This is a genomic window from Lacrimispora amygdalina (genome assembly GCF_900205965.1).
Classification (GTDB): domain Bacteria; phylum Bacillota; class Clostridia; order Lachnospirales; family Lachnospiraceae; genus Lacrimispora; species Lacrimispora amygdalina_A.
The window spans coordinates 65,163-89,495 of sequence record NZ_OAOF01000005.1; the positions used below are offsets into that span (position 1 = coordinate 65,163).

General features: G+C 43.5%; 26 protein-coding genes. 11 read left to right on the forward strand and 15 right to left on the reverse strand.

Annotated features, from left to right (window positions below):
- Positions 1–83: 83 nt before the first annotated feature.
- Together CRO04_RS08675 and CRO04_RS08680 are read left to right on the forward strand one after the other, a co-directional pair.
- The gene (locus CRO04_RS08675) at positions 84–1,223 is read left to right on the forward strand and encodes a M20/M25/M40 family metallo-hydrolase (RefSeq protein WP_242974400.1); all 1,140 of its coding nucleotides are present in this window, start codon (positions 84–86) and stop codon (positions 1,221–1,223) included.
- A gap of 37 nt (positions 1,224–1,260) precedes the next feature.
- Complete coding sequence (locus CRO04_RS08680) at positions 1,261–2,097, forward strand: pyridoxamine kinase (protein ID WP_097003852.1); 837 nt, start codon at positions 1,261–1,263, stop codon at positions 2,095–2,097.
- 2 nt (positions 2,098–2,099) lie between these two features.
- On the opposite strand, the gene CRO04_RS08685 is transcribed toward CRO04_RS08680, so the two are convergent.
- The 15 genes from CRO04_RS08685 to CRO04_RS08745 all read right to left on the reverse strand — a co-directional run bounded on the left by CRO04_RS08685 (position 2,100) and on the right by CRO04_RS08745 (position 14,688).
- On the reverse strand, positions 2,100–2,819 hold the full coding sequence (locus CRO04_RS08685) for an acylneuraminate cytidylyltransferase family protein (RefSeq protein ID WP_097003853.1): 720 nt from the start codon (positions 2,817–2,819) through the stop codon (positions 2,100–2,102).
- Positions 2,819–3,982, reverse strand: a complete 1,164-nt coding sequence (gene neuC, locus CRO04_RS08690) for a UDP-N-acetylglucosamine 2-epimerase (RefSeq protein ID WP_097003854.1) — start codon at positions 3,980–3,982, stop codon at positions 2,819–2,821. Before neuC ends, CRO04_RS08685 begins: the two co-directional genes overlap by 1 nt.
- Positions 3,979–4,974, reverse strand: a complete 996-nt coding sequence (neuB, locus tag CRO04_RS08695) for an N-acetylneuraminate synthase (protein ID WP_097003855.1) — start codon at positions 4,972–4,974, stop codon at positions 3,979–3,981. The genes neuC and neuB overlap by 4 nt, the downstream gene beginning before the upstream one ends.
- Positions 4,967–5,614 (reverse strand): acetyltransferase, encoded by a 648-nt coding sequence (locus CRO04_RS08700; RefSeq protein ID WP_097003856.1) that lies wholly within the window; start codon positions 5,612–5,614, stop codon positions 4,967–4,969. Before CRO04_RS08700 ends, neuB begins: the two co-directional genes overlap by 8 nt.
- Positions 5,611–6,657 (reverse strand): nucleotidyltransferase family protein, encoded by a 1,047-nt coding sequence (locus CRO04_RS08705; RefSeq protein WP_097003857.1) that lies wholly within the window; start codon positions 6,655–6,657, stop codon positions 5,611–5,613. Before CRO04_RS08705 ends, CRO04_RS08700 begins: the two co-directional genes overlap by 4 nt.
- Positions 6,658–6,677: 20 nt before the next feature.
- Positions 6,678–7,826 carry a LegC family aminotransferase gene (locus tag CRO04_RS08710; protein WP_097003858.1) on the reverse strand — a complete coding sequence of 383 codons (1,149 nt, stop codon included), beginning with the start codon at positions 7,824–7,826 and terminating at the stop codon, positions 6,678–6,680.
- Positions 7,827–7,848: 22 nt separating this feature from the next.
- On the reverse strand, positions 7,849–8,829 hold the full coding sequence (locus CRO04_RS08715) for an NAD-dependent 4,6-dehydratase LegB (protein ID WP_097003859.1): 981 nt from the start codon (positions 8,827–8,829) through the stop codon (positions 7,849–7,851).
- Positions 8,826–9,074 (reverse strand): hypothetical protein, encoded by a 249-nt coding sequence (locus tag CRO04_RS08720; RefSeq protein WP_097003860.1) that lies wholly within the window; start codon positions 9,072–9,074, stop codon positions 8,826–8,828. Before CRO04_RS08720 ends, CRO04_RS08715 begins: the two co-directional genes overlap by 4 nt.
- Positions 9,075–9,093: 19 nt before the next feature.
- Positions 9,094–9,390, reverse strand: coding sequence for a hypothetical protein (locus CRO04_RS08725; protein WP_097003861.1), 297 nt, complete (start codon positions 9,388–9,390; stop codon positions 9,094–9,096).
- Entirely contained in the window at positions 9,387–9,713 is a 327-nt protein-coding gene (locus tag CRO04_RS08730; protein ID WP_097003862.1) for a carboxypeptidase regulatory-like domain-containing protein, read from the reverse strand. The genes CRO04_RS08725 and CRO04_RS08730 overlap by 4 nt, the downstream gene beginning before the upstream one ends.
- A 27-nt stretch (positions 9,714–9,740) precedes the next feature.
- Positions 9,741–9,905, reverse strand: coding sequence for a hypothetical protein (locus CRO04_RS26150; RefSeq protein ID WP_166432506.1), 165 nt, complete (start codon positions 9,903–9,905; stop codon positions 9,741–9,743).
- A 44-nt stretch (positions 9,906–9,949) separates the two neighbouring features.
- Entirely contained in the window at positions 9,950–11,665 is a 1,716-nt protein-coding gene (locus CRO04_RS08735) for a motility associated factor glycosyltransferase family protein (protein ID WP_166432507.1), read from the reverse strand.
- A 13-nt stretch (positions 11,666–11,678) separates the two neighbouring features.
- Complete coding sequence (locus CRO04_RS25980) at positions 11,679–11,966, reverse strand: carboxypeptidase regulatory-like domain-containing protein (protein WP_141400961.1); 288 nt, start codon at positions 11,964–11,966, stop codon at positions 11,679–11,681.
- Between the two features lie 53 nt (positions 11,967–12,019).
- Positions 12,020–12,304: a hypothetical protein gene (locus tag CRO04_RS08740; RefSeq protein ID WP_097003864.1), complete on the reverse strand. Its 285-nt coding sequence runs from the start codon at positions 12,302–12,304 to the stop codon at positions 12,020–12,022.
- Positions 12,305–12,387: 83 nt separating this feature from the next.
- Positions 12,388–14,688 (reverse strand): helix-turn-helix domain-containing protein, encoded by a 2,301-nt coding sequence (locus tag CRO04_RS08745; protein ID WP_097003865.1) that lies wholly within the window; start codon positions 14,686–14,688, stop codon positions 12,388–12,390.
- 115 nt (positions 14,689–14,803) lie between these two features.
- Between CRO04_RS08745 and CRO04_RS08750 the strand changes: the two genes are divergently transcribed.
- The 9 genes from CRO04_RS08750 (at position 14,804) to CRO04_RS08790 (ending at position 24,332) form a co-directional block, all read left to right on the forward strand.
- The gene (locus tag CRO04_RS08750; RefSeq protein WP_166432508.1) at positions 14,804–16,387 is read left to right on the forward strand and encodes an ABC transporter substrate-binding protein; all 1,584 of its coding nucleotides are present in this window, start codon (positions 14,804–14,806) and stop codon (positions 16,385–16,387) included.
- A gap of 22 nt (positions 16,388–16,409) precedes the next feature.
- Entirely contained in the window at positions 16,410–17,339 is a 930-nt protein-coding gene (locus CRO04_RS08755; protein WP_097003867.1) for an ABC transporter permease, read from the forward strand.
- Between the two features lie 12 nt (positions 17,340–17,351).
- On the forward strand, positions 17,352–18,206 hold the full coding sequence (locus CRO04_RS08760) for an ABC transporter permease (protein WP_097003868.1): 855 nt from the start codon (positions 17,352–17,354) through the stop codon (positions 18,204–18,206).
- Positions 18,207–18,222: 16 nt separating this feature from the next.
- Positions 18,223–19,191 (forward strand): ABC transporter ATP-binding protein, encoded by a 969-nt coding sequence (locus tag CRO04_RS08765; RefSeq protein WP_097003869.1) that lies wholly within the window; start codon positions 18,223–18,225, stop codon positions 19,189–19,191.
- Complete coding sequence (locus CRO04_RS08770) at positions 19,191–20,210, forward strand: ABC transporter ATP-binding protein (protein WP_097003870.1); 1,020 nt, start codon at positions 19,191–19,193, stop codon at positions 20,208–20,210. Before CRO04_RS08765 ends, CRO04_RS08770 begins: the two co-directional genes overlap by 1 nt.
- Entirely contained in the window at positions 20,191–21,438 is a 1,248-nt protein-coding gene (locus CRO04_RS08775; protein ID WP_097003871.1) for an enolase C-terminal domain-like protein, read from the forward strand. Before CRO04_RS08770 ends, CRO04_RS08775 begins: the two co-directional genes overlap by 20 nt.
- A 32-nt stretch (positions 21,439–21,470) precedes the next feature.
- The gene (locus tag CRO04_RS08780; protein WP_330400806.1) at positions 21,471–22,493 is read left to right on the forward strand and encodes an alcohol dehydrogenase catalytic domain-containing protein; all 1,023 of its coding nucleotides are present in this window, start codon (positions 21,471–21,473) and stop codon (positions 22,491–22,493) included.
- Between the two features lie 15 nt (positions 22,494–22,508).
- Positions 22,509–23,273 carry an SDR family NAD(P)-dependent oxidoreductase gene (locus CRO04_RS08785; protein ID WP_097003873.1) on the forward strand — a complete coding sequence of 255 codons (765 nt, stop codon included), beginning with the start codon at positions 22,509–22,511 and terminating at the stop codon, positions 23,271–23,273.
- 504 nt (positions 23,274–23,777) lie between these two features.
- Positions 23,778–24,332, forward strand: a complete 555-nt coding sequence (locus CRO04_RS08790) for a DUF3793 family protein (RefSeq protein ID WP_097003874.1) — start codon at positions 23,778–23,780, stop codon at positions 24,330–24,332.
- Position 24,333: the final 1 nt, after the last annotated feature.

Sequence of the window (24,333 nt, forward strand, 5' to 3'; positions counted from 1 at the left end):
TATGAGATATTCTTATTGCCAGTTGTTTTTTATTGGCAATACCTATATAATAAATGCAGAAATAATTCCAGGCAGGTGAATAAATGATTAACAAAAACAGGCTGGTCAGCCAATTTAAGACAATGGTGGAATTTGATTCAGAAACGTATCATGAGAGAGAAATAGCAGATTATCTTACTCAGGAGCTGAAGAAACTGGGCTTTGAAGTATTAGAGGATAATGCGGGTGTTATTCTGAAAGAACAGACCGCAGAGTATGGAAGCCAGATCCCTGCAGGGAATCTATATGGTTTTTTAAAAGGGAATATGGAGGGGGAGCCGGTTCTTTTCTCCGCCCATATGGATACCGTCAGACCGGGAATCGCAAAGCGTGCAGTGGAAGGGAAAGACGGCGTAATTACTTCTGAGGGAGATACGGTGCTGGGAGCAGATGATCTTTCCGGCATTGCGGCAATACTGGAAGCGGTCCGTGCCATTAAGGAAATGGACATGCCTCATCCTGACATTGAGGTTTTATTTCCGGTTGCGGAAGAAAACTATGGAAAAGGCAGCCAGCTGGCAGATTATTCACGCATTCAGGCCAGACAGGCTTATGTGTTTGATTTAAGCGGTGAGATCGGAAATGCAGCGCTTGCAGCCCCCACTCTTTTATCATTTCAGATCAATGTCATAGGGAAGAAATCCCATGCCGGTTTCTGTCCCCAGCTGGGGGTGAATGCCATAGAGATTGCGGCTGCAGCTATCTCCAGCATAAAACAGGGCTGGACAGATGAAGAGACAACGGTAAACATCGGAAAGATAAGCGGAGGAGTCCAGGGGAATATCGTATCTGATGAGTGTACGTTGATTGGTGAAATCCGAAGCTTAAGAGACAGCCGTGCCATGGAAGAATGGGATAAGATAAAAATGGTCTTTGAAGAAGCCGCTGTCTGCCGCGGAGGAAGCGTTGAACTTTTGTATGAAAAGCAGATCGAAGCGTATGAAATCAAGGAAGAGGAAGAAGTGGTGAGGCGTTTTAAGAAAGTCTGCGATGCCATGGGAATAAAAGCGGTCACCCATAAGACATTAGGTGGGAGTGATAACAACCATTTTGTACACAATGGGATCAGGGGCATTGTGGTCGCCTGTGGTATGAATGAGGTACATACCACAAGTGAATATACCACAACCGACCAGCTGGAAAAGAGTGCTCTTCTGGCCCTGGGACTTATGACAGACCAGTAATAAATCAGTTGAATTCAGAAAACAGGAGGAAAGAAATATGAAGCGTGTTGTAACAATTCAGGATATTTCGTGTTTGGGAAAATGTTCTTTGACAGTGGCTTTGCCCATTATATCAGCCACAGGAGTTGAGACAGCCATTATACCGACTGCTGTTCTTTCCACCCATACCATGTTTCAAAACTTTACCTTCCGGGATTTGACGGACGAGATTGTTCCTATATCCAATCACTGGAAGCAGGAAAAGTTCAGGTTTGATGCCATTTATACCGGATATTTAGGTTCTATGGAGCAAATTGGTATTATAAAAGATTTTTTAAAAGATTATAAGACCGAAGAAAATGTGATTTTTATAGATCCGGTTATGGCGGATAACGGAAAGCTTTATCCAGCGTTCGATCTTGCATTTGCGAAAGAGATGGCAGGACTTTGCGGATATGCAGATATCATTGTCCCGAATATCACGGAAGCCTGTCTGATGACAGGTACCCAATACAAGACGGAGTATGATGAAAAGTATATCAGGAATCTTCTTCAGAAATTAAAAGCCCTGGGCACCAAAAAAGCGGTAGTCTTAACCGGAGTCAGTCTGAAAAAAGGCAGAACAGGAATAGCCGGGCTGTATGTGGAAAGCGGAGAATATTTTAATTACGATCACGTAAAGATTGATACCAGTTACCACGGAACAGGTGATATCTTTGCAAGCGCTTCAGTGGGTGCTTTGATGAACGGAAAAAGCCTGCCAGATTCCTTAAAGATTGCTGCAGACTATACACTGGAATGTATCCGCGAAACCTTAAATGATGGAAAAGAAACCTGGTACGGTGTAAATTTTGAAACAGTCATTCCCCGTCTCATCGAAGCTTTAAAAGGATAGTATCAGCCAAAAGATTCCATTGGTTTTACTCCATCACGCAGAAGAAGTTCTGCCAGATAGAACTGATAGTTATCATCAATATCGATAGAATGGAGGGGATCCATAAAATAGGGGTAAGTTTTTCCGCTGTAAAAATTACCGTATTTCAAATAACAGGGGACAGATGTGAGATAGATGGCGCCGTTAATCCGGCAGCCAGATCCCATATCCTGTCTCCTTATTTGTTTTTTTAAGGAGTCCGGCACTTGCATTTCACCAGTTTCAGTAATCGCAACAGCCAGATAGCACATACAGTTATAAGAACAGACACTGATTACAGAATCTGCCTGCTTTTCAAACAGGAGCATCACACTTTCCAGTATATGTTCCTCGTCTCTGAGAGGAGATGTGGGCTGGAGCAGCATAAAATAATCATATTCATTCCCCTGCTTTTTCATTTCAGTGAGTACGTGAATAATCACATCACCAGAGGCTGCATCATCACCGGACAGGTGGGGCGGTCTTAGAAATGGAACCGCGGCTCCAAGTTCCACAGCCATCTGCTGATATAGCTTTGAATCAGTAGACACTAGGATATCATCGAAAAATCCTGCTTTTTTGCAGGCATCAATGGTATATCCCATTAACGGTTTTCCATTCAGTTCTTTTATATTTTTATCCCTGATTCCTTTTGATCCGCTTCTGGCCGGAATCACTGCGAGAAATCTTTTATTCTGATACATTACAGTCTCCAGTTCATATCATAGAATTCTTTCTCCAAATGAATACCCGATTTAAAGGCTTTTTTAATACGAGTGAGGATTTTTTTGCTGGTATTGGGGCAATCATAAGGGTTTTTCGTTGCAGGGTGTTCCAGGTTAAGGTTCATTGCCTGGGAAATTGCAGCACGTATGCTGTCGGTTTTTGTGTCACAGCTGATGACAGAGCCGGGCTTTACTCTGCCCTTTTGCCGGAGACCGATATCGACGGACGGCACATGGAGAGCAGGGGCTTCCAGGATTCCGCTGGAAGAGTTTCCGATTACAAGCTGGCTTATGCTCATCATGCTTAAATAGCGAAGAGAGCCCAGAGAAGCGACATAGACTGCCTGCTCCGGATGCTGTCTGGAATAGGAGACCGCCATTTCGTTGATCTGATTCCCCCCTGTATCGGAGTTGCTTCCGGTAAATACCGTAAATAGCCCTGGAAATGAATCCAGAGCATCTAACAGAGGCTGAAACTGCTTTGTAATACAAAGAGAATCCAGTGTGGCCGGATGGTATGTGACTAGGGAAAGTGGGGCAGGCAGAGGGGTATTAAGAGATTGTTCCAGTTGTTCTTTTGACAGAAGGGTAAGCCCCTTAAGCCGTTCAATGCCAAGTGCGCCCACATAAAATACCCTGTCAGGTGATTCTCCCAGCTGTATGACCCGTTTTCGGTATTCTAAAGTACTGGTAAAATGCAGATAGCTCATCTTTGTAATGCAGTGGCGCATACAATCATCGTAAGCGCCCTGAGTCAGTTCCCCCCCGTGGATATGGGCAATTGGAATCTTACATAGAACCGCAGCGCCTGCTGCTGCAAAGATCTCATAACGGTCCCCAAGAAGTATCACCATATCTGGTTTTAACCGCTCATAGGCTCCGGAGAGACCAATCAGCTCCAGACCCATGGATTTACAGATTCCAAAGGAAGTATCACTGGCCAGATTCATTTCCACAGTTTCATCAATTTCAAATCCATCCTGTTTAATATCCCGATAATCCAGTCCGTACCTGGTATCCAGATGGGTTCCGGTAACCAGAAGCTGAAGTTTCAAATCCCGGTCTTCCTTAATTCTGCGGATTAATGGAACCAGCAGTCCGTACTCGGCACGGCTTCCTGTTACCACACATAATCTGATCATTCCCCGATTTTGTCATCCTTTCTATAATCTCTGTCTGCGGGAGTACCCAGTATCCGGGGGAGTGCCATGGGAGAAATTCCGGGAGAACAGCGTCTGGCACAGAGATTTTCCATGGTAAATGGCTCGCCCATTTTAATATCCTTTGCAGCAACAAGAAATTTTCTCACGTGATCACGGTTTTTAAGCTCTTCCTCTGCAGGGGCTTTTATCCCGCTTCCCATGGCTTTTTCGATGTTTCTTACACTATCTGTCATATGCTTGAATTCATCCGGCTCCAGGCTTGCCCGGTGATCTGGTCCAGGCATGGTCTTATCAAGGGTCATATGTTTCTCAATGACGCAGGCACCCAGAGCAGCAGCAGCAACAGCCACCTCAATTCCGGCAGTGTGGTCAGAGTAACCGGTTTTTCTGTGAAACGTCTCTCTCAGAGTGATCATGGCATTTAAATTTACGTCCTCCATAGAAGTGGGATAGATGCTGGAACAGTGCAAAAGGGTAATATCCTGCCCCCCTTCATCAAGAAGATCCAGCGCCTGCCGGATCTCTTTTGGAGAGGACATTCCCGTGGAGAGGATCACCGGTTTTTTTAATTCCGCCGCTTTTTTCAGGTAACGGTAGTCCGTAATCTCACCGGATGGTATTTTAATAATCTCCATGCCCAGGCGGTCTAAATACTCCATGCTCTCTTCGTCAAACGGGGAAGAGAGAAATTGAATTCCCCGGTAAGCGCAGTACTGACAGAGAAACTTAAAATCCGTCTGTGACAATTCCAGATCCTTTAACATTTCGTACTGGGAGCTGTTTTTTCCTGTGTTGTGAGACTGATAATCTGCTTTTCTGGCACTGGGGAGAGCAAGCAGCTCTGCGCGGTAGGTCTGAAATTTGACTGCATCTGCGCCAGCAGCCCATGCGGCATCGACCAGCTGTCTGGCGATGTCCAGACTGCCGTTATGATTTACCCCGGCTTCCGCTATTATCATAATCTTATTCATAACGACCAACCTCCCTTACCGGACTGCCGTAAGCCAGCCTGTTGGAAGAAACATCAGACAGAACCAGGCTCCCTGCGCCAATCATGGAATTACTCCCTATGGTAATATTCTGGATTACCGTACTTCCGGCACCAATATGGGTCTGACTTCCGACTGTTGTATTTCCGCAGAGAATGCAGCCAGGTGCTGCGTGGGAGAAACTGCCAAACTTACAGCCGTGCTCCAGAATTGCTCCGCTGTTAATAATGCAGCCGTCTCCCAGTATGGCTCCGGAGCCAATGACAGCTCCTTTTCCAATAAAAACTCCCTCTCCCATTTTCAAATCAGTGGATAATACGGCGCTTTTATCGATTATGCACGGCAGATGAAAGCCAATGGCTTTACATTCTTCATAAAGCCGGATTCTTATCTGAGGGTTTCCAATGCTTCCGATTGCAATAACGGCACTCCGGATGCCCCTGCGGTAAATGTCCGGAAGCAGTTCATCGGTTCCCAGTACCATGATGCCGGAGACAGTCATACCCCGGCTCTTATCGCTGTCAAGGATTCCCTCGATATCATATTCCCCTTTGGAACGAATGGTATCAATTAGACTTTCTGCATGGCCGCCGCCGCCCAGCAGAATCAGTTTCTTTTTCATAATTTCATTTTCTCTGTCATTTTTTTCATTTCACTAAATTCTCCCATATCAAGCCATGTGCTGTCCATAACCGGGTAGGCCCCTACCTTTTCTTCATTTTTCATGCACTGGCGGATCAGGTCCGGCATGTCAAATGGTGAATCATCAGGGATATATTTTAAAATATTTTTCTCCAAAACATAGAAACCTGTACTGACCAGAAATTCATAATTAGGTTTTTCATTTAATGACTGTATACAGCCGTTTTCATCTAAGGAGATCACCCCGTAAGGAATTTCGTAATTTTTCATGGCGGTTACAACCGTAATCTGATTTTTATTTTTTTTATGGTATTGAAGAAGCTTTGCATAATCCATATCAACCAGGATATCGCAGTTGCTTACAAAAAAGCTTCCTGCTATCTGGTCCTTTACAAGAGTTAAGGCGCCTGCAGTACCAAGAGGTCTTGTTTCCTCTACAAAGTGAAGATGATAGCGATGGTCACCATTAAAATATGCCCTGATCAATTCTTTCCTGTAATTAACTGTGATATAAAACTCTGTAAATCCATAGGAGATCATCTGATTCATAATCCGTTCCACGATTGGTGTATCTCCGATGGGAATTAAGGGCTTTGGAATGATTTTTGTATAAGGGTAGAGTCTGGAGCCCTTTCCCCCAGCCATGATAACAACTGGAGTTCTCTTTTTTCTTAAAGTCATTTTCTTATCCGGCTGAAGTTCATTCCAAAAGAGCAGATCAATGACCTGACCACTGTCATTGATCAGGGGAAGCCCTTCAATCTGCTTTTCTTTCATTATTTTCAGAGCATCAGAGTATTGGCTTTTTTTAATAGTAATGGGAGAGGTGTTCATAATATGGCGGACCGGCATGGATAAATCCTTATTTTTTAAGATCCACCTCCGGATATCTCCATCTGTGATCACACCTTCCAGCTTATTGTCGTGAACAACCAGCAAAATTTTTTTTGCCGTTTCATTAAGCTTCCGGATCGCATCTCTGATTGGAAGGTCCGGCGCAACAAAGAATTTTTCCACGTTCATGCCATCCCTCCTTCCGGTTGTCAGCTTCTTTTTATAGCTTCTATAACAAAGTCCATATCATCCTCTGTTAAGTTAACGCTGCAGGGCAGATTTAGAATGCGTCTTTGATAGAACGGTGCTTTCGCTATATAATAGCTCTGGCAGCTCTGATATATGGTCTGGGTGTGGTTCAGTTTCCAGACAGGTCTGGTCTCAATTCCCGCTTCTTTTAGTTGTTTCATAAGAGTATCTTTTTTCGTTTTTTTGTTCGTCAGCAGAAGAGAGTAGAACCAGTGGTTATTCCGGGCTCTTTCATTAAATGGAATCAGTGCGGCGTCAGGAAAAGCCTGCAGTGCCTCTGTGTAATAATCGTAATTCTTTATTTTGATTGTTATATAATCTTCCAGACATTCTAACTGTCCTACCCCCAGAGCAGCCTGCAGATTGGTCATCCGGTAATTGTAACCAATGTGATTGTGGGTATAGCGAAGGGGGTCATCCTTTGCCTGGGCTGCCAGATAGGCGCATTTTTTCACATCTGCAGCTCTTTTTGCTGTTACCATACCACCTCCGCCGGTTGTAATGATCTTATTACCGTTAAAAGAATAGGCTCCGAAATCGCCTATGGTGCCTGCAAATCTCCCATGAAATCTCCCTTTTGTATATTTGGTGCCCAGTGCTTCTGTGGCATCCTCGATCAGCTTTAAACCGTATTCATCAGCCAGCCCCGCAAGAGTCTCCATATCTGCCATATTTCCAAAGATATGAACAGCTATAATTGCTGTGATCAGACGTTTAGACTGGTTATTTCGAAGTCCGAGAGTAGTTTTTGTACATTCCTTTTTTAAGAAACTCTCCAATTTTTCACAATCAATATTCAAAGAATCGTCACAATCCATGAAAACAGGTTCTGCACCCACGTATTTCACCGGATTAACCGCTGCGATAAACGTCAGGGTGGGAACGATCACTTCCTGGCCCGGTTTTACACCGGAAAGCAGTAAAGACAGATGGAGAGCAGCCGTGCCGCTTTGCACCGCAGCTGTTTTATCCACCTTTAAATAATCAGCCATTTCCTGTTCAAATCTGGTTACATAACTTCCGGATGCAGAGACCCAGCCGTCTGAAATTGCCTCATCCATATATTTTTTTTCATTGCCTTTTATAACAGGCACAGATAGGGGAATCATATGGAGCCTCCTGCCGTTTTCATTAAATATTGTATCGGTCTGTCCGGTACCGCTTTAAATTATTTTTCATCCAGTGTATGGTTTCTTCAAGACCCTGGGATAAGGTGTATTGCTGTTTCCAGGAAGTCAGGGCTTTCAGCTTTTCATTCGACCCCAGAAGTCTGGTCACTTCGCTTTTATCCGGGCGCAGCCGTTCACTTTCACAAAGGATTCCAGCTTTTGGATTAATCTGGCGTATCAGCTCTAAAGCGAGATCTCCGATTGAGATTTCCGTTCCGCTTGCAATGTTGATTTCTTCGCCTATGGTATGTTTTGAAGCTTCAATTTCAATAAAACCATTGACTGTATCTTTAACATAGTTAAAATCTCTGGTAGGGGAAAGGCTTCCAAGATGAATTTCTTCCATACCCGCTAAAAGCTGGCTGATGATTGTGGGAATGACAGCTCTTGCTGACTGCCTCGGACCGTAGGTATTAAATGGACGGACAATGGTAACCGGAAGAGAAAAGCTCCGGTAGAATGCTTCCCCCAGACGGTCTGCGCCTATTTTCGTAGCGGAGTAAGGTGACTGGGCTTTAAACGGATGGGATTCATCTATGGGAACGTAGTCTGCGCTGCCATAGACTTCAGAGGTGGAGGTGATTAAGACTCTGCCGGTATTACCATCTCTTGCAGCCTGCAGAACATTTAAAGTTCCCTTCACATTGGTATCCACATAGGAATCAGGGGATACGTAGCTGTATGGGATGGCAATCAGTGCAGCTAAGTGAAACACGCAGTCCGCCCCGGAGACGGCGGTCCTTACCCCGTTGGGATCCCTGATGTCTCCGCTTTGTATTTCAATCTCTTCCTTTATATGCTCCGGAAGAGTATCCAGCCAGCCGTAGGTACCAAAGGAATTATAATAGGCAAAGGCCTTTACCTGATATCCACGGGTAACCAGCTCCTGGGTCAGATGGCTTCCAATAAAACCGTCAGCTCCGGTAACCAGTGCCTTTTTCATGAAATCCCTCCCTCGTGATGATTGTCAAAAACCTTGATCCGATAGGTCAGAGTACTGTCAGAGACGGGAAAGTAGAATTCTCCATACCTGTTTGTCTGGGTGAAATTCAAATAAACCCCTTCCCAGTCTTCCTCCATCTGTTCTTCATTAAATACCTGTACCATTCGTTCCAGAATGATGATGGCTCCCCTGGCAGGTGTACGGTTCCTGTAGCGGACCACCCCTTTTATAATTGCATGTGTCATGATTTTTCTTTCCCCTTACCTAACTGGTGAGAACCGGTTCGTAGATATCGAACCGGTAAGTAGTCTCATGATTTTTTTCTGCTACAATGGCAAATTCTCCAAACTGATTGGTTATGACATAACCCAGGTCTTTTTCTCCCCAGGGAGCAATTGCTATAATCCGGACGACGGCACCTTCCACTGCAGCGCGGCGGGAATTAAACACAGTGCCGGTCAGCAGCACTTCACAAAAAGAATCCAGGGTGATGACAGCATGGGCGATATTCTGGTTGTTAAAATTTTTGGGTGAAAGAATCAGTTCCGTGTAACTGCTCATGTTAAATCCCCCCTGCTGTCAGTAATTAACGGGGTAAAGACCGTAAGTTCATATCTCTTATCTGGATGTGCCTCAAGGGATAAAACGTAGTGCCCTGATTCATCTGTAATGGTATAGCCAAGCAGGGAGGTGGAGTGATTTACCATGTCGACCTGTGTGACCTGTATGGCAGCTCCGGCACAGGGAGTCTGATTGAGGCAGTAGACGGTTCCCTGAATGATCTGGAAATGTACCTGATTCAGATGAAAATTAAAATGATTTTCTCTGCAGGGCAGAAGCCTGGAACCTTTTATCGTAAAAGAAGCTTTTTTTTGACAGTTCATGGTTCTGCTTTGCCCCCTTTCTTTTTATCAATCGTTTTGGGTATAAACCGTTACATTTAACTGCTGACTATCTCTGGTATCCTCCGGATGAATTACATTACCTTCCCGCTCTTTTCCATTTACAACCATTTTGGATACTTTCATTTCTTTGTAATTGCTTTTCATTGCTTCAAAATCATCTTTATCAACCATATTCATTACCTCTGATTCCATTGGATTTAATAAACTATATGCGATTAGTAGAATTCTGATACCGTTGAGACAATGGTATCCCTTACCTCTGCCAGTATTTTATTCAGCTGTTCAAAATACTCCCTGAAAAATGCAGCCTGGTATTGAAGATTGGATGTCAGTTTGTCATAATCGAGTGCTTGCATGGATTCCTTTCTTTCTTTGATATCATAAAGAAATTCAGTTACATATCCATTCAGATACCGGCTGCAGATGTGATTCTCGAACTGATTTACAATTTGTAACATATACAGAATCCTCTGAAGGTCGATATCATCCTCATCAATATCCACTAGAGACTTAATATGATTTTCTGAAATAATAATCTGACATAATTCCAGCCCCTCTCTGGTTCTTGTCAGGTATTCATCTACAAATGCCATAATAGTATCAATGGTTTCCTCTGCATTTAAGTTCAGCTCGTGGTCAGGCAGACAGGCTTTCTTTTTGCCTGCAAAGGAGCTTTTTTCCAGTATTTCTCCCAGTTCCCTGTGAGGCGCGCCTTTAATTGCTGCACCATAGGAACAGTTGATAAAATGAACACGGGGCTGATTTTTGTAACAGTCGATATAATATTCCAGATTCCGCCGGAAGGAATCCAAAGTTATGGTAGATCCCGTTGGATTGCCATGGATATCTTTTATAAAAATCTGGGTATCATAACGGTTTTTGCTGTCAAAAGGAAACACTGCGCTGTTTGAGTGATGCTTTTGATTCGTGTGTGCAAAATCCTGCCCTGCCAGTAAAATAGGAGAGCAGCCAAGCATATTAGCAATGTCAATGCACGCATGGGAGACGGACCCTCCGCAGTAGACTGCTTTTAAATGCTCCATACCCAAAATGGTATGGGATAAAACCAGGGAGATCAGTATCTTCTCTCCTTTATAATCACTTAGAAGATACCGGTTGCTGTATTCATAAAAAGCCAGTGGTACGTCTAGATCCAAATGCTCTTTCATCATTTCATAATTGGCATCTACCGGATCAACAGATACAATCATATCAGGCATGATTCCGTTTTTAACCAGTGCCTGCAGCGTTCTGCTTCCGGTAATAATAAAGTAATTCTTCAGTTTATCTTTGTATTTCACCATATCCACAATATTTTGATCCAGCGATGGTCCGCCGGATACGACAATGGCAGGAACATCCTTATTGGTTAATAAATAACGGTGAATGGGAGTGGCCTGATTGATGATTTTCATGTTAGCAATCATATTCTGAATAAAAACAGTTTTAAACCGTTTTGCCAGATAGACTAAAGATGCAGCATTCATTATGGTCCAGTCCAGATGCCTGATCAGGCGGTCATATTCTTTTTTATATATTCGCTCATAATTGCCAAATGCGTGAAAATAAATGTTGTTGATATTCTTATAGGATATGGTTTCATCAAATATTTGTTTAACCAGCTGTTCCTGGTAAAGAACCAGGTGGATATTGTTACTTAAATGAACCGGAAACTGATTAAAAACCGACCGGTTAGGTTCAAAAATAACGACCAAGTTTCTGGTGCAGATGCACTTTTTTAACTGGTCTAGATAAGCTCCTGAATCGATTCCGAACAGAAATATCACAGAATCAAATTTTAAACCGTCCAGTGTATCCAATAGTTTGTGGATTTCATTCTCATAATGGTCCCGGTCTGCAAGATATTCATATATCCCCTCTTTTTTAATACGGCAGACTTGATATCCGTCAGAAGTTTTAAATTTTTTCATAGATTCCTCTTTTTTATAAATGTGAATATGCCAGGAGTTCATACTGCCTGCCAGGGATCTTAGGAAGAGTAACTCCATAAGTCCCATCCGAAAGAGAGAAGGTCACTCCAACCCGAATCACCCGAGATGGGTCAGATGCGTCAAGAATGCGTATCTCTATGGCAGCATTAGGCATGGGGGATCCCTGAGGGGTGTATACCGTTCCTGTAATGAACAGGAAGTTACAGGATAAATTAACATTTGCATTTACGATTCCGGAGCAGATCAGCTGACAGCCTGTAAAGCATAATTTCGATTGCATTTGATAGCCTCCTTAACAGGAGGTGCCCAAAAAAATGAACACCCCCGGAGTGTTTACTGAGCGTAAAATTTAAATCTCAGCTGTACGCCAGCTCTTGTAGTTATACCATAAATTGCATTTGCATCCGTAAAGGTCATTCCGTCGGGTTCAGCAGTTGTTGGGTTTGTACTCTCCCAAACAGCAACAGCACCACTTCGTAAGATGGTATTACTGAATACAGCAGTACCTCTGGTTAATAAAAGCCCCCAACTGGTAGTTGATATCGTAGCAGGAAGAATAACTCCTGAAGTTGCAGATGCCTGTGCGATTGTAGTGACGAGTGGTCTATAATTCGCCATGATAACGCCCCCCTCTTTGTATGATTAGAAATACGTATTTCTGTTATATAGTATGTACAAAGCGTTAAAATGTGAAAATTGGATTATTTTGAGGTGTCCTTTTCTGACTTAAACTGGCCAGGTGTTATTCCTGCATATTTTTTAAACACCCTTATGAAATTCTGTTGGGAATTAAAGCCAGTCGTGGAGGCAATCTCTTTTACCGGTTTACCGGTAGTTAAAAGCAGTTCCTTGGCCTGTTCTATCCGGTACTGGTTTAAATAATCAACAAAATTAATGCCAAAACTCTCTTTAAACAGCCTGCTTAAATAGCTGGTGGTAGTGTTGCACTGATCTGCCAACAGATTTAAAGAAAGATTTGGGTCTGCATAATTTTCCTCTATGCAGTGTTTTGCCCGTATTAAATACTTATGCTGCTGCTTTAAATATTTCACAGACAGCAGATTGACAGCAGCTGTACAAAACGGGACCATATACTCTTGCATACAGGAGGGATTTGCAGCGCATTTGGCTGTATAGGGTTCCGGGTTAAATACGAATGCATATTCCTTTTCCTCAGAATTTGTAATTCGGTAGGAGGCAAGTGTGCTTAAAAAAGCAAGGCGGTAATATTCATACGCTCTGCAGATCTCTTCAGGACTCCCGTCATGAGGCAGGGTATGGCAGATATGAATCGCCTTTTTTAAAGCGGAGTCAGTATCCCCTTTCATAATCAGCCCGGAGATGGACTTCAATTGCAGCTGGAAGAAATGATAGTTGTACTTTACGGAATCCTCTTCTTTATCAACAAGTTTCCCCTCTGCTTCTTGGGAGGGGTATTTCTGGCTGGCCAGTCGTTCTAAGCTTTCCTGATAGGAAAAGGATACATTTTGAATGGAACTGCATTTTGGTCCAATTTCCAGCAATACACTGCTTCTTCGGTCACCGGAGTAAAAGAAGGCTTCTTCCAGCCTGATTTCAAATTCTGTTATTCTGTTATATCCAAGTTCTGCATCAAACTGGATAATTACAGCATAAAGAGAGTCGTCAATCTGCTGCATTACATATCTGCAGATCCCTTCAGAGTCCCGCTCAAGGAACTGCCTCAGACTGTCAGTTAGCTGATGTCTTATCATGGGCTCAACAAAATCCTGGAATGTTACTGTGATTACTTTGCATGGATCTTTGCTGTTTAAGGGGCTTCCCGTATTTGTAAGTATGCTTTGAATATAAGGAAGGTCCATAGGCTTTCCAGTCAGCAGGTCAAAATAAAATTCCTTTGATATTTTTGGAATCATATTGCTTAAAATATAATCCAGTTGATATTTATTGTTGGAAATCTTTAAAAAACTTTCCGTTAAATAGTCCCATTCATTTTTACTGTCAGTATTACACCATTCACTTTCTTTTGCAGAAATCATTTTCTTTAATTTCTGAACAGGCATGTAGCTTAGATAGAGGACACAGATTGACAAAAGTGAACTTAAAATTATAATCAGTGCAAAATAAGGAAGAGAATTCATCAGCACCATTCGGGAGGAAGGCATAAAAGCTGTGTCATCTACCAGCAAAATCAGATAAATTCCAGTCTGATCAGACTTACAGAAATAATAATGCTGATTATCTGAATATACGGTATTCTTACCCTCTTTTATGTAGTCTGGTATCAGACTAATAAAGCCTTTTGGCACCCCGTTATAATCCAGCATGCCGGGAAAGAGCGGATTAAAATCATTGTCATAGGCCAGGAGATGGCTGTAAGATGTCTGGGCTGCTTCCAATGCATCATAAAGGACGGAAGATTTCATCTTCATAAACAGCGTTCCCAGTCCCTTTTTTCCATTCAGGGGAAAGTCCCTGACCATATAGACTCTGCCCTTATAAATCTCAATAGAGGTGGTGCGCCCGCTTTTAAGCAGAGCCGTAGAAGGGGGAGAGGCAAAGTGCCTGTTCACCAGATCCTTTTCCCGGAAAAAGTCCAGAGAACATTTTTCATAGGTAGAAGTCAGAATTTGATTGGTTTTTCTTATGTAGAGATAAATTTCTTCCATCCCTTCGGTTTCCTGGCAGTAACCATTTAATACAGACCATACCTGGTAATTGGCCACAGAGTCTAAAGGTTTAGGGGTTACTACAGAATCTACAATGTCTGCATCGTAGGTAATATGAGTCAGCGAATTGTGGAATCCGGAAAACAGCGTGTCCATTGTTTTTATGGAAACTTCCAGAGTGTTGGTGTAAATCAGGTTATTATTTTTAAGAAATGTGGTAGTGGTCTGGTGGTTGACTACCATGGATACCACTGTCATCAGGATACCGCTGAAAACAACCATTACAGTAAAAAGCTGTGTCAAAAGTTTTTTGTTTCGGAATTTCCGTAAAATATCTTTTAGATTATGATTCATGAATGACGACCCCTCCCAGATGAAAAAAATTAGCCTTCATACATGTAAGCTATACTCACGATACAGCAACGAGCTCGGTTGGTGTGAAATTGTATGGAGAAAGGGAACGAACATTATGAGAAAAAGAATTATTTGTTGTCTCCTGGCGGCTGTCTTAGGGGCCGGCACGCTGTCAGGCTGCGGGGGAGGAACAAAAAGCAGTACTCCGGGAATGAACGCAGCAGGCAGTACAGAAACCTCCAATGGCAAAAAAGCAGGCGGAGAAAATGTTGTAACGTATTCCATGTCTGAGGATGTTTACACATGGGATCCCATGGGACAGCCTGTTGTTCCGTTTTACAGCATTCAGCTTCTGATTTACGATATGCTGGTGCGTACGGACCACGCGGGTAATTATGAACCAGGTCTTGCTACAGAATGGAGCGTATCCGATGACGGTCTGGACTGGACTTTCAAATTAAGGCAGGGAGTCAAATTCCATAACGGAGAAGATTTTAATGCGGATTGTGTAAAGGCAACTCTGGAACGAGGTGCGCTTAACAATACCTTGAATATGAACTTCCTCTGGTCTGATATTGAATCAGTGGAAGCCGCAGACGAATATACGGCTGTTGTACACTGTAAGAAGCCAATTGGCGATATGCTCAACCAGCTTACCTATATGCCTATGCTTCCGGCAAAGGCTCTGGCAGAGCAGGGAGAGGATCTGTTTAAGACAAGCCCTGGTACAGGTCCATGGAAATTTGTCAGCTGGGATCCGGGCAATGAAGCCGTATTCGTAAGAAACGATGATTACTGGGATTGGGGCGATCAAAAATCCAATGTGGATAAGATCATTTATAAGCCGATATCGGAAGATACCACCCGTGTATCCAGTATGAGAACCGGTGAATTCGATTTGATCTCCAACATACCCCCGGATCAGGTGGATGTCCTTTCCGGAACAGATGGCGTCACAGTGGATTCCAAGCCAGGCACTACCATCAGCTGGATGGCGCTTCAGTGCGGGCAGGGGAAACCGTTTGCAGATAAAAATGTGCGCCTTGCCCTGACTCATGCCATTGACAGAAAGCTGATTGTGGAGAGCATTCTTGGTTCCGGTTCTCCCGCTTACTGGCCTGTAATGGAAGGCGTTACGGGATATGATAAGGATCTGGAAAGTAAGTACAACCAGTATGATCCGGAGCTTGCAAAGAAACTTTTAAAAGACAGCAGCTACAAGGGAGAGGAAATCTACTTCATGGCTATCGATGGAAAAGTACCACGTACAAAAGAGGTGCTTCAGGCGGTAATGTCCATGATGACAGAAGCAGGATTTAATGTAAAACTGGAGATCATGGAAGGCGCAACGTTTGTAACCAAGCGTTCTGCCGGAGATTACGATATTGCATTCTCCAATGTATTTTACAACAACGGATCTCCATGGAGGCATATGATTACACACTGGCTGTCCGATTCCTGCAATACCCAGCTTGAAAATCCTGAGATCACCTCTCTGTTAACAGAGGCCAGACAGACCATTGATACAAACAAGCAGGATGAACTGTTAAAGCAGGCGTTTTCACTGATGATGGAAGACGGAGGCCGTATGTGCTACTTCATTAATCTGGATACCATCAATGCTTATTCCAATAAGCTGAGCGGAGTCAAACTTTACAACGACACCATTATCGATCTTTCGAGAGTTATGAAAAACTAATCTATAACCAGGGGGTAATGAAATGCAGAATTTCATGCAGTTTATGGTAAAAAGACTGCTGTCAGCGGTTATCGTGCTTTTTGGCGTATCCATTGTAGCCTTTGGCCTTATGCGTCTCGCCCCGGGCAATCCGGCAGCTCTCATGCTGCCGGATAATGCCACAGCGGAGCAGATTGCAGCCGTAGAAGCCAAAATGGGACTGAATAAACCGCTTATTCAGCAATACATCATCTATATAGGAGATGTTCTCCACGGAAATCTGGGTACATCTATTTTTTTTAACCGTTCTTGCGGGGAATTGATATTCGGACGTCTTCCGGCAACAGGGTTACTGACCTTTGCTGCAGTGGTTGTGTCCATCTTAGTCAGCTTTCCCATGGGAATCATATCGGGAATTAAGAAGGGGTCAGCAGTTGATTTTTTATCCATGGTATTCGCACTTTTGGGAATGTCCATGTCTCAGGTATGGCTGGGATTGCTTTTCATCCTGTTTTTCGGTGTATTTATGGGATTGCTTCCCACACAGGGGTACGGTTCCTTCCAAAATCTCATACTTCCAGCACTCACCCTTGGGCTGCCCCTTGCTGCTTTAGTCACAAGAATGCTTCGCTCCGGAATGTATGAGGTTTTGGAAGAGGATTACATCACAGCGACGAAGGCAAGAGGAATCGGTAATTTTAAGATATATACAAGATATGCCTTAAAAAATGCTCTGCTACCCACCATTACCATCATCGGAATGCAGATCGGACAGCTTCTTGCCGGAGCGATAATTGTGGAACAGGTATTTGGCTGGCCCGGACTTGGAAGTCTGACTGTAAAAGCCATTAACATGAGGGATTTTCCCCTGATTCAGTCAATTCTGCTTGTGACGGCTTCCCTGTTCGTAATCATTAATATTCTGGTGGATATTATTTATGTGGCGGTTGATCCGCGCATGAGCCTGAATTAGGGAGGAGACAACATGAAAAAAAGTGAATTGCTTCGCAGAATGAAAAAGTCGAAGTTCTTTGTCATCGGGCTGATTATAGCAGTTTTTGTAGCTCTTGCTGCTTTTTCTTCTCCACTGTTTGTGGTTCATGATCCCATTCAGTCGGATTTACACAAGCGTCTGATCTCCCCGGAATTCCTTGCAAATGGAATTAACGGATACATACTGGGTACAGACGCCCTTGGTCAGGATATTTTTACGAGGCTGGTTACCGGCTGCCGTATCTCTTTATTAATTGCAGCAGCAGGAGTGCTGATTCCTGCGTTAATCGGAACTGCCCTGGGAGCAATAGCCGGATATTTCGGAGGCACCATTGATAACGTTATCATGCGTATCTGTGATATACAGCTATCCATACCCACTATGGTTCTGGCAATTACCGTAATGGCAATTTTCGGCAACAGCGTACCGAATCTATTACTGGTACTTGCCATTGTGGGCTGGACTTCTTATACCAGGGTGGTGCGGGGAAGCGTAATGGGAATCCGCAACAGCGAATTTATCCATGCATCAAGAGTGCTTGGTGCTTCCAATGCAAGGATACTTTTAACCCAGATTCTACCCTGTGTACTGACTCCGCTCATTATCTTAATGAGCCAGCAGATCGGATTTGTCATTCTGACAGAGGCGAATTTAAGCTTTCTGGGTATGGGAGTTCCCCTTCCTAATCCGTCTCTTGGCTCCATGATTGCAGATGGCAGAGAATATATCGCCACTGCCCCCTGGACGGTAGTGGTTCCAGGAGTGACGTTAATGATCATTGTACTGGCATTTAACTTCCTTGGTGACGGAGTACGTGACATTCTGGATCCCAAAAACAAAGATTAAGGCTGGAGGCGACAACATGGCACCATTGTTGGAAATAAAAGATTTGCATGTAGAATATAAAACCGGGCGGGCGACCGCAAAGGCGCTTAACGGGATTAATTTAACCATTGAGCGTGGAGAAGCACTGGGACTTGTAGGAGAGACAGGTGCTGGTAAAACAACCATTGCCTTATCCGCCTTAAAGCTTCTTCCAAAAGAAGTGGGCAATATAACCGGAGGTTCCATACTTTATGATGGAAAATCGATTCTGGAAATGAATAACAAAAGCTTAGAGGAGATGAGGGGAAATAAAATATCCATGATATTCCAAAACCCCTTAAGCTCATTAAACCCTTTATTTACCGTTGGAGAACAGATCTCCATGGTAATCAGAAAACATGAAAAACTAAGTAAAAGGGACGCTGCAAAAAGAGCACAGGAACTTTTAGAACTGGTGGGCATTGCAAAATACCGCTTAGAGGATTTCCCCCATCAATTTTCCGGAGGTATGAGGCAGAGAGTGGGAATTGCAGCAGCTCTTGCCTGCAATCCAGAACTTTTAATTGCCGATGAACCTACCACAGCTCTTGATGTGACCATTCAGGCACAGATTTTAGAACTGATGAAAGAGCTTCAGAGGAAGCGCTCCAGCTCCCTGTTAATGATCACCCACAATTTGGGAATTATCGCGGAGCTCTGCCAGAAGGTTGCGGTCATTTATGCGGGAACCATCATCGAATACGGTACGGTGGAGGAAGTCTTCACCAATCCAAAGCACTGGTATACAAAAGGACTTTTAGGCGCGATTCCAAACCTGAACGGCCCAAGAAACCGTCTGGCTTTTATTCCTGGAAATGTAGCCAATGCCTGCTCATTGCCTTCAGGCTGTAAATTCCATCCACGCTGTACCTCCTGTGCAGACCGCTGCAGGAAGGAAGTTCCGCCGCTGCAGGAATATGGAACGGATCATCTGGTGGCCTGCTTTATAAGGGAGGAAGCAAACTAATGGAGAAGCAGAATCTTCCGGTCATAGAAGTCCGGAATTTAAAGAAACATTTTAAAGTAAAAAACAAAGGAATCCTTCATGCGGTTGACGGTGTCAGTTTTTCTGTTATGCCCGGAGAAACTCTGGGTCTGGTGGGGGAATCCGGCTGCGGAAAATCCACAGTAGGAAATGTAATTATGAGGCTTCATAAAGCAACAGATGGAGAGGTTCTTTATAAGGGCAGCAGTGTACTTGATTCTAAGGGAAATGAAAGCATGGATTATAGAAAGAAAATCCAGATTATTTTTCAGGATCCTTATTCATCATTAAATCCCAAAAAAACAATTCAAAGTATTATGGAGGAGTCCTACCGGATCCATAATCTCTGTTCAGGAAATGAACGGCGGGAACGGATTAAAGAGATCATTGAGCTATGCGGACTGGAAAAATACGTACTGGATAAATATCCCCATGAGCTGGATGGAGGAAAGCGGCAGCTGGTTGGGATTGCCAGAGCATTATCCTTAGGACCGGAATTTATCGTTTGTGATGAACCGGTTTCCTCCCTGGATGTGTCAATTCAGGCGACAATCATTAATCTTCTTATTGATCTGCAGAAAAAGATGAATTTATCCTTCCTGTTTATTTCTCATGATTTAAGCGTGGTAAGGCATATCTCACAGAAAGTGGCAGTGATGTATTTAGGACAGATCATAGAGATGGCACAGACAGATGAGATTTTTTCCAATGCGCTTCACCCCTATACCATTGCTTTGCTGTCAGCAGTTCCTAAAATTAATTTTAAAGAAAGAACAAACAGGATTGTACTGACCGGCGATGTGCCAAGTCCCATTAATCCGGGAGAAGGCTGCAGATTCGCACCCAGGTGCTTTTTATGCAGAGATATCTGTAAAACCCAGAAACCGGATTTAAAAGAAGTGGAACCAGGGCACTTTGCAGCCTGTCATTTCTACGAAGAATCAAGAGAAAAGGCCCGAGAGCTGGAAACTGGAGGACAAGATGGATACAAAAATCAGTGATATTCAGGTAATACTAACGGCACCGGAAGGAATTAATCTGGTGGTTGTAAAGGTGATAACCAACCAGCCGGGACTGTACGGGCTTGGCTGTGCGACATTTGCCTACCGCCATCTGGCTGTAAAGACGGTAGTGGAGGAATATTTAAAGCCCCTTCTCACAGGCAGAGAGGTGGACCGGATCGAAGATATCTGGCAGCTCATGCACCAGAACGGATATTGGAGAAACGGACCAATTGAAAATAATGCAATTTCAGGGGTGGATATGGCATTATGGGATATTAAAGGCAAAATGGCAGGAATGCCGGTGTACCAGCTGTTTGGCGGAAAATGCAGGGAGGGAATACCTGTTTACCGCCATGCAGACGGAAAAGATGCAGAGGAAGTTTGTGAAAATATTCTGCGTTATAAGGAAATGGGTATTACCAATATCCGGTGCCAGTGCGGAGGTTATGGCGGAGAAAGCTATGGAACCGTTCCGGCTACAGCTCCAAAAGGCGCATTGAGCGGTGTGTATCTCGATTCCAGGGAATATATCCAGAATACGGTCAAACTTTTTGAGGACATCAGAAACCGGATCGGATATGACATGAATCTTGTTCACGATGTACATGAACGGATTGCTCCGGTAGATTCCATTAAGCTGGCAAAAGCACTGGAACCTTATGACTTATTTTTCCTTGAGGATCCGGTTCCCATTGAACAGCTTCCCTGGCTTAGAAATTTGCGGGAGCAGACAAGTATCCCCATTGCAGAGGGAGAACTGTTTAATAATGCTGTGGAATGGAAGCAGATCATTGCGGAACACCTGATTGACTTTATCCGGGTTCATTTAAGTCAGATCGGGGGCATCACTCCGGCCAGAAAGCTTCAGATTTTTGCAGAGCAGTATGGTGTAAGAACGGCATGGCACGGACCTGGAGACATGTCGCCCATTGCCCATGCAGCCAATATACATTTAGATCTTTCCGCACCGAATTTCGGGGTACAGGAGTGGTCGGGAATCGAACCGCCTAATTTTGTTATTCAGGATTTAAAAGGTCCGAGAGGAGCGCTTTTAGAGGTATTTCCCGGACTTCCGGAATTTAGTAACGGTTATGTGTATGCCAATGACAGGCCAGGTCTTGGAGTTGATATCAATGAAAAAGAAGCCGCAAAATATCCATGCGAAAGTACCGTTGTCACCTGGACTCAGACCAGGCGCAGGGATGGCGCACTTCAGACCCCTTAATTAATAAAAGAAGAAACATGGAGGAAACAACAATGAAGTCTTGTGTAATTACCAGTCCGTTTCACTATGAGATACGTGAAATTCCCATACCGGAACCGGGAGACAATGAAGTATTAATCCAGATGAAATCAGCCGGTGTATGTGGGAGCGATTTACATATCTACAGAGGAGAGAATCCCTGCTCCACGTATCCTCTGGTACCTGGTCATGAAAATGCCGGAATTGTGGCAAAAACAGGGAAAAATGTTACAAATGTCAAAGTGGGTGACCACGTAGTAGTAGACTTAATCATCACTTGCGGCCAATGCTTTCAGTGCACCCATGGAAGAGAAGAGGTGTGCGAGCATGTGCTGGTGAGAGGAAGCGGTACTGACGGAGGATGGAGAGAGTATTTTACAGCACCTGAAGATGATGTATATAAAATTGAAGATTCCATTCCGTGGAAAGACGCTGCCTTAATTGAGCCAATTGCTATTGGTGCCCACTGCACCAAACGGGGCAGAATTCAGCCTGATGATACGGTATTTATCCTTGGAACCGGAACCATTGGAACGATTATTCTTCAGGCATGTAAGGTGATCGGTGCAAAGGTGATCTGCTGTGATATTGACGACGAGTCTTTAAAACGGGCAAAAACCTTTGGAGCAGATGAGACCATTAACAGCAAAACAGAAAACATTGCCGATAGAATATCTCAGATTACCTGCGGACACGGTTGTACAGCTGCATTTGATTCCGCCTGTTTCCCGGGAAGTCTCACGCTCCTTTTAGAGCCTGGAATTGTATGCAACGCAGGCAGAGTGATTCCCATGGGATTTTCAGATAAACCGGAAAGTTTCAGTCAGGCGGATATTAACAAGCGGGAACTTGATATTATAGGAAGCAGAATGAGTGCCTATCAGTTTCAGCCTGTAGCAAAGAATATGGCAGAGGGGAAATACCAGTTAGAAGGCCTTGCCACGACCTTTGTAAAATTCAGTGAAATAGAAAAGGTATTTAAGAATATGGAAAATCCGGATCCGGCAGTAAAAAAGACCGTAATATTATTTGATTAGCAGGGAGGAACAGATATGATATCCAGCAAATTTGATGTAACAGGAAAGCATTGTATTGTAACAGGAGGTGCTCAGGGGTTATCCAGAGGCATGGCAGAAGGTCTTTTGGAAGCGGGCTGTAAAGTAGTGCTGATTGATGTACAGGAAGAAAAACTGAATCAGGTGGTAAAGGATTATCAGGATAAAGGCTATGAAGCCTACGGTGTAACGGGGAATCTGGCTGACCGCGAGGATATAAGCCGGATCTTTGATGAGTCCATGGATCTTTTAGAAGGAAAGCTTGATGTGCTGATTCCGGCAGCCGGAATTCAAAGAAGACATCTGCCTGAGGAATTCCCCATGGAAGAGTGGGATCTGGTAGTGGATATTAATTTAAACCACGTATTTATCATGATTCAGAAAGCGTTAAAGGTTATGCTTACCCAGTCAACAGGAGGCAAGATCATCACCATCGGTTCCATGGTTACATGGTTTGGAGGCACGACCGTTCCTGCTTATACTGCGACAAAAGGCGCTGTTTCCCAGCTGACCAAGAGTCTTGCAGTAGACTGTGCAGGAAGGGGAATCAACATAAACTGTATCTGTCCCGGATATATGGATACTGAGATGTGTGCCAATATGACTCAGTCCAGAAAAGATGAATGCACCGTAAGAATACCTGCCGGCAGATGGGGAACTCCCGAGGATTTAAAGGGACCGGTACTCTTTCTTGCATCTTCCGCTTCCAATTATTTAAACGGAACTACAATTCCGGTAGATGGCGGGTATCTTGTAAAATAGAATATTTATAGCAAAGAGGAAGCTGCAGACGTTAATGGCTGCAGCTTCCTCTTTAAAATATATATGAAATCCCTGGATTCAGGAATGCAATATTGACAAATTTTTATTCGTATTTTTAGGTTGAGCCGGCAAAGAAGCCTTTCAGAGCAACTCTGCCGACTTAGAAAAACATATGTATGAAGCGCTCTGACCACTCTGTGGGATCTTTCATGTTTATGATATTATCTTACATGGTAAATGTGAAGGAAATTTGACCAGGATCTAAAAAGAATATGAAATCAATGAAGAAATTATGACAGAAATTGGTACACTAACATGATCCTCTCTGCAAATACTATCATATAGTAGAAAAATTCCCATTAAGTAAAAATGGTATTGCGTGGCAGCGGAAATTATGGTATTTATATAGATGTTAGTTAAAACTAACTAATTTTTCCAAACAAAACAGGCTGATACAGTTTTTAATGATAAGTGGGAAACAAATTTCAAGATGGAGGTATGGATATGTTACTGGAAAGGCATTTAATTGATTATTGTTCCCCAACCCTGGCTTCACTCAAAACCGCAAATCTGTTTAATCATTCTTTTACATCGGAAGATGAACTAAACCGCCAGCTGGAGTATTTAAACCTGCAGCTGGGAGAGAAGGGAATCTCACTGATTGAATTATACAGACGCGGAAATAAGGCACTCATTTATGTATATCGGAATTCTCATTTAATGAAGGATTTAAACCGGCCGGGAGTAAGCAGATTTTTAAAAAAATATGGGTATAAAACAATGGATGTGGATCTTGCACTGGCCAGGCTGAAAAGCCGTCTGGAAGAGGAAGAGGGCTTTCCTCATGAGATCGGATTGTTTTTGGGATATCCACTTGGTGATGTCATTGGTTTCATCAGGAATTCAGGAAAAAACTGTAAGTGCCTAGGTTGTTGGAAAGTTTATTGCAATGAATGTGAAGCGGTGAAAACCTTTGCCAGATATCAAAAATGCAGAGCCATATATTCGCGTCTCTGGAGAAATGGGAAATCTGTCTGGCAGCTTACAGTAGCCGCTTAAG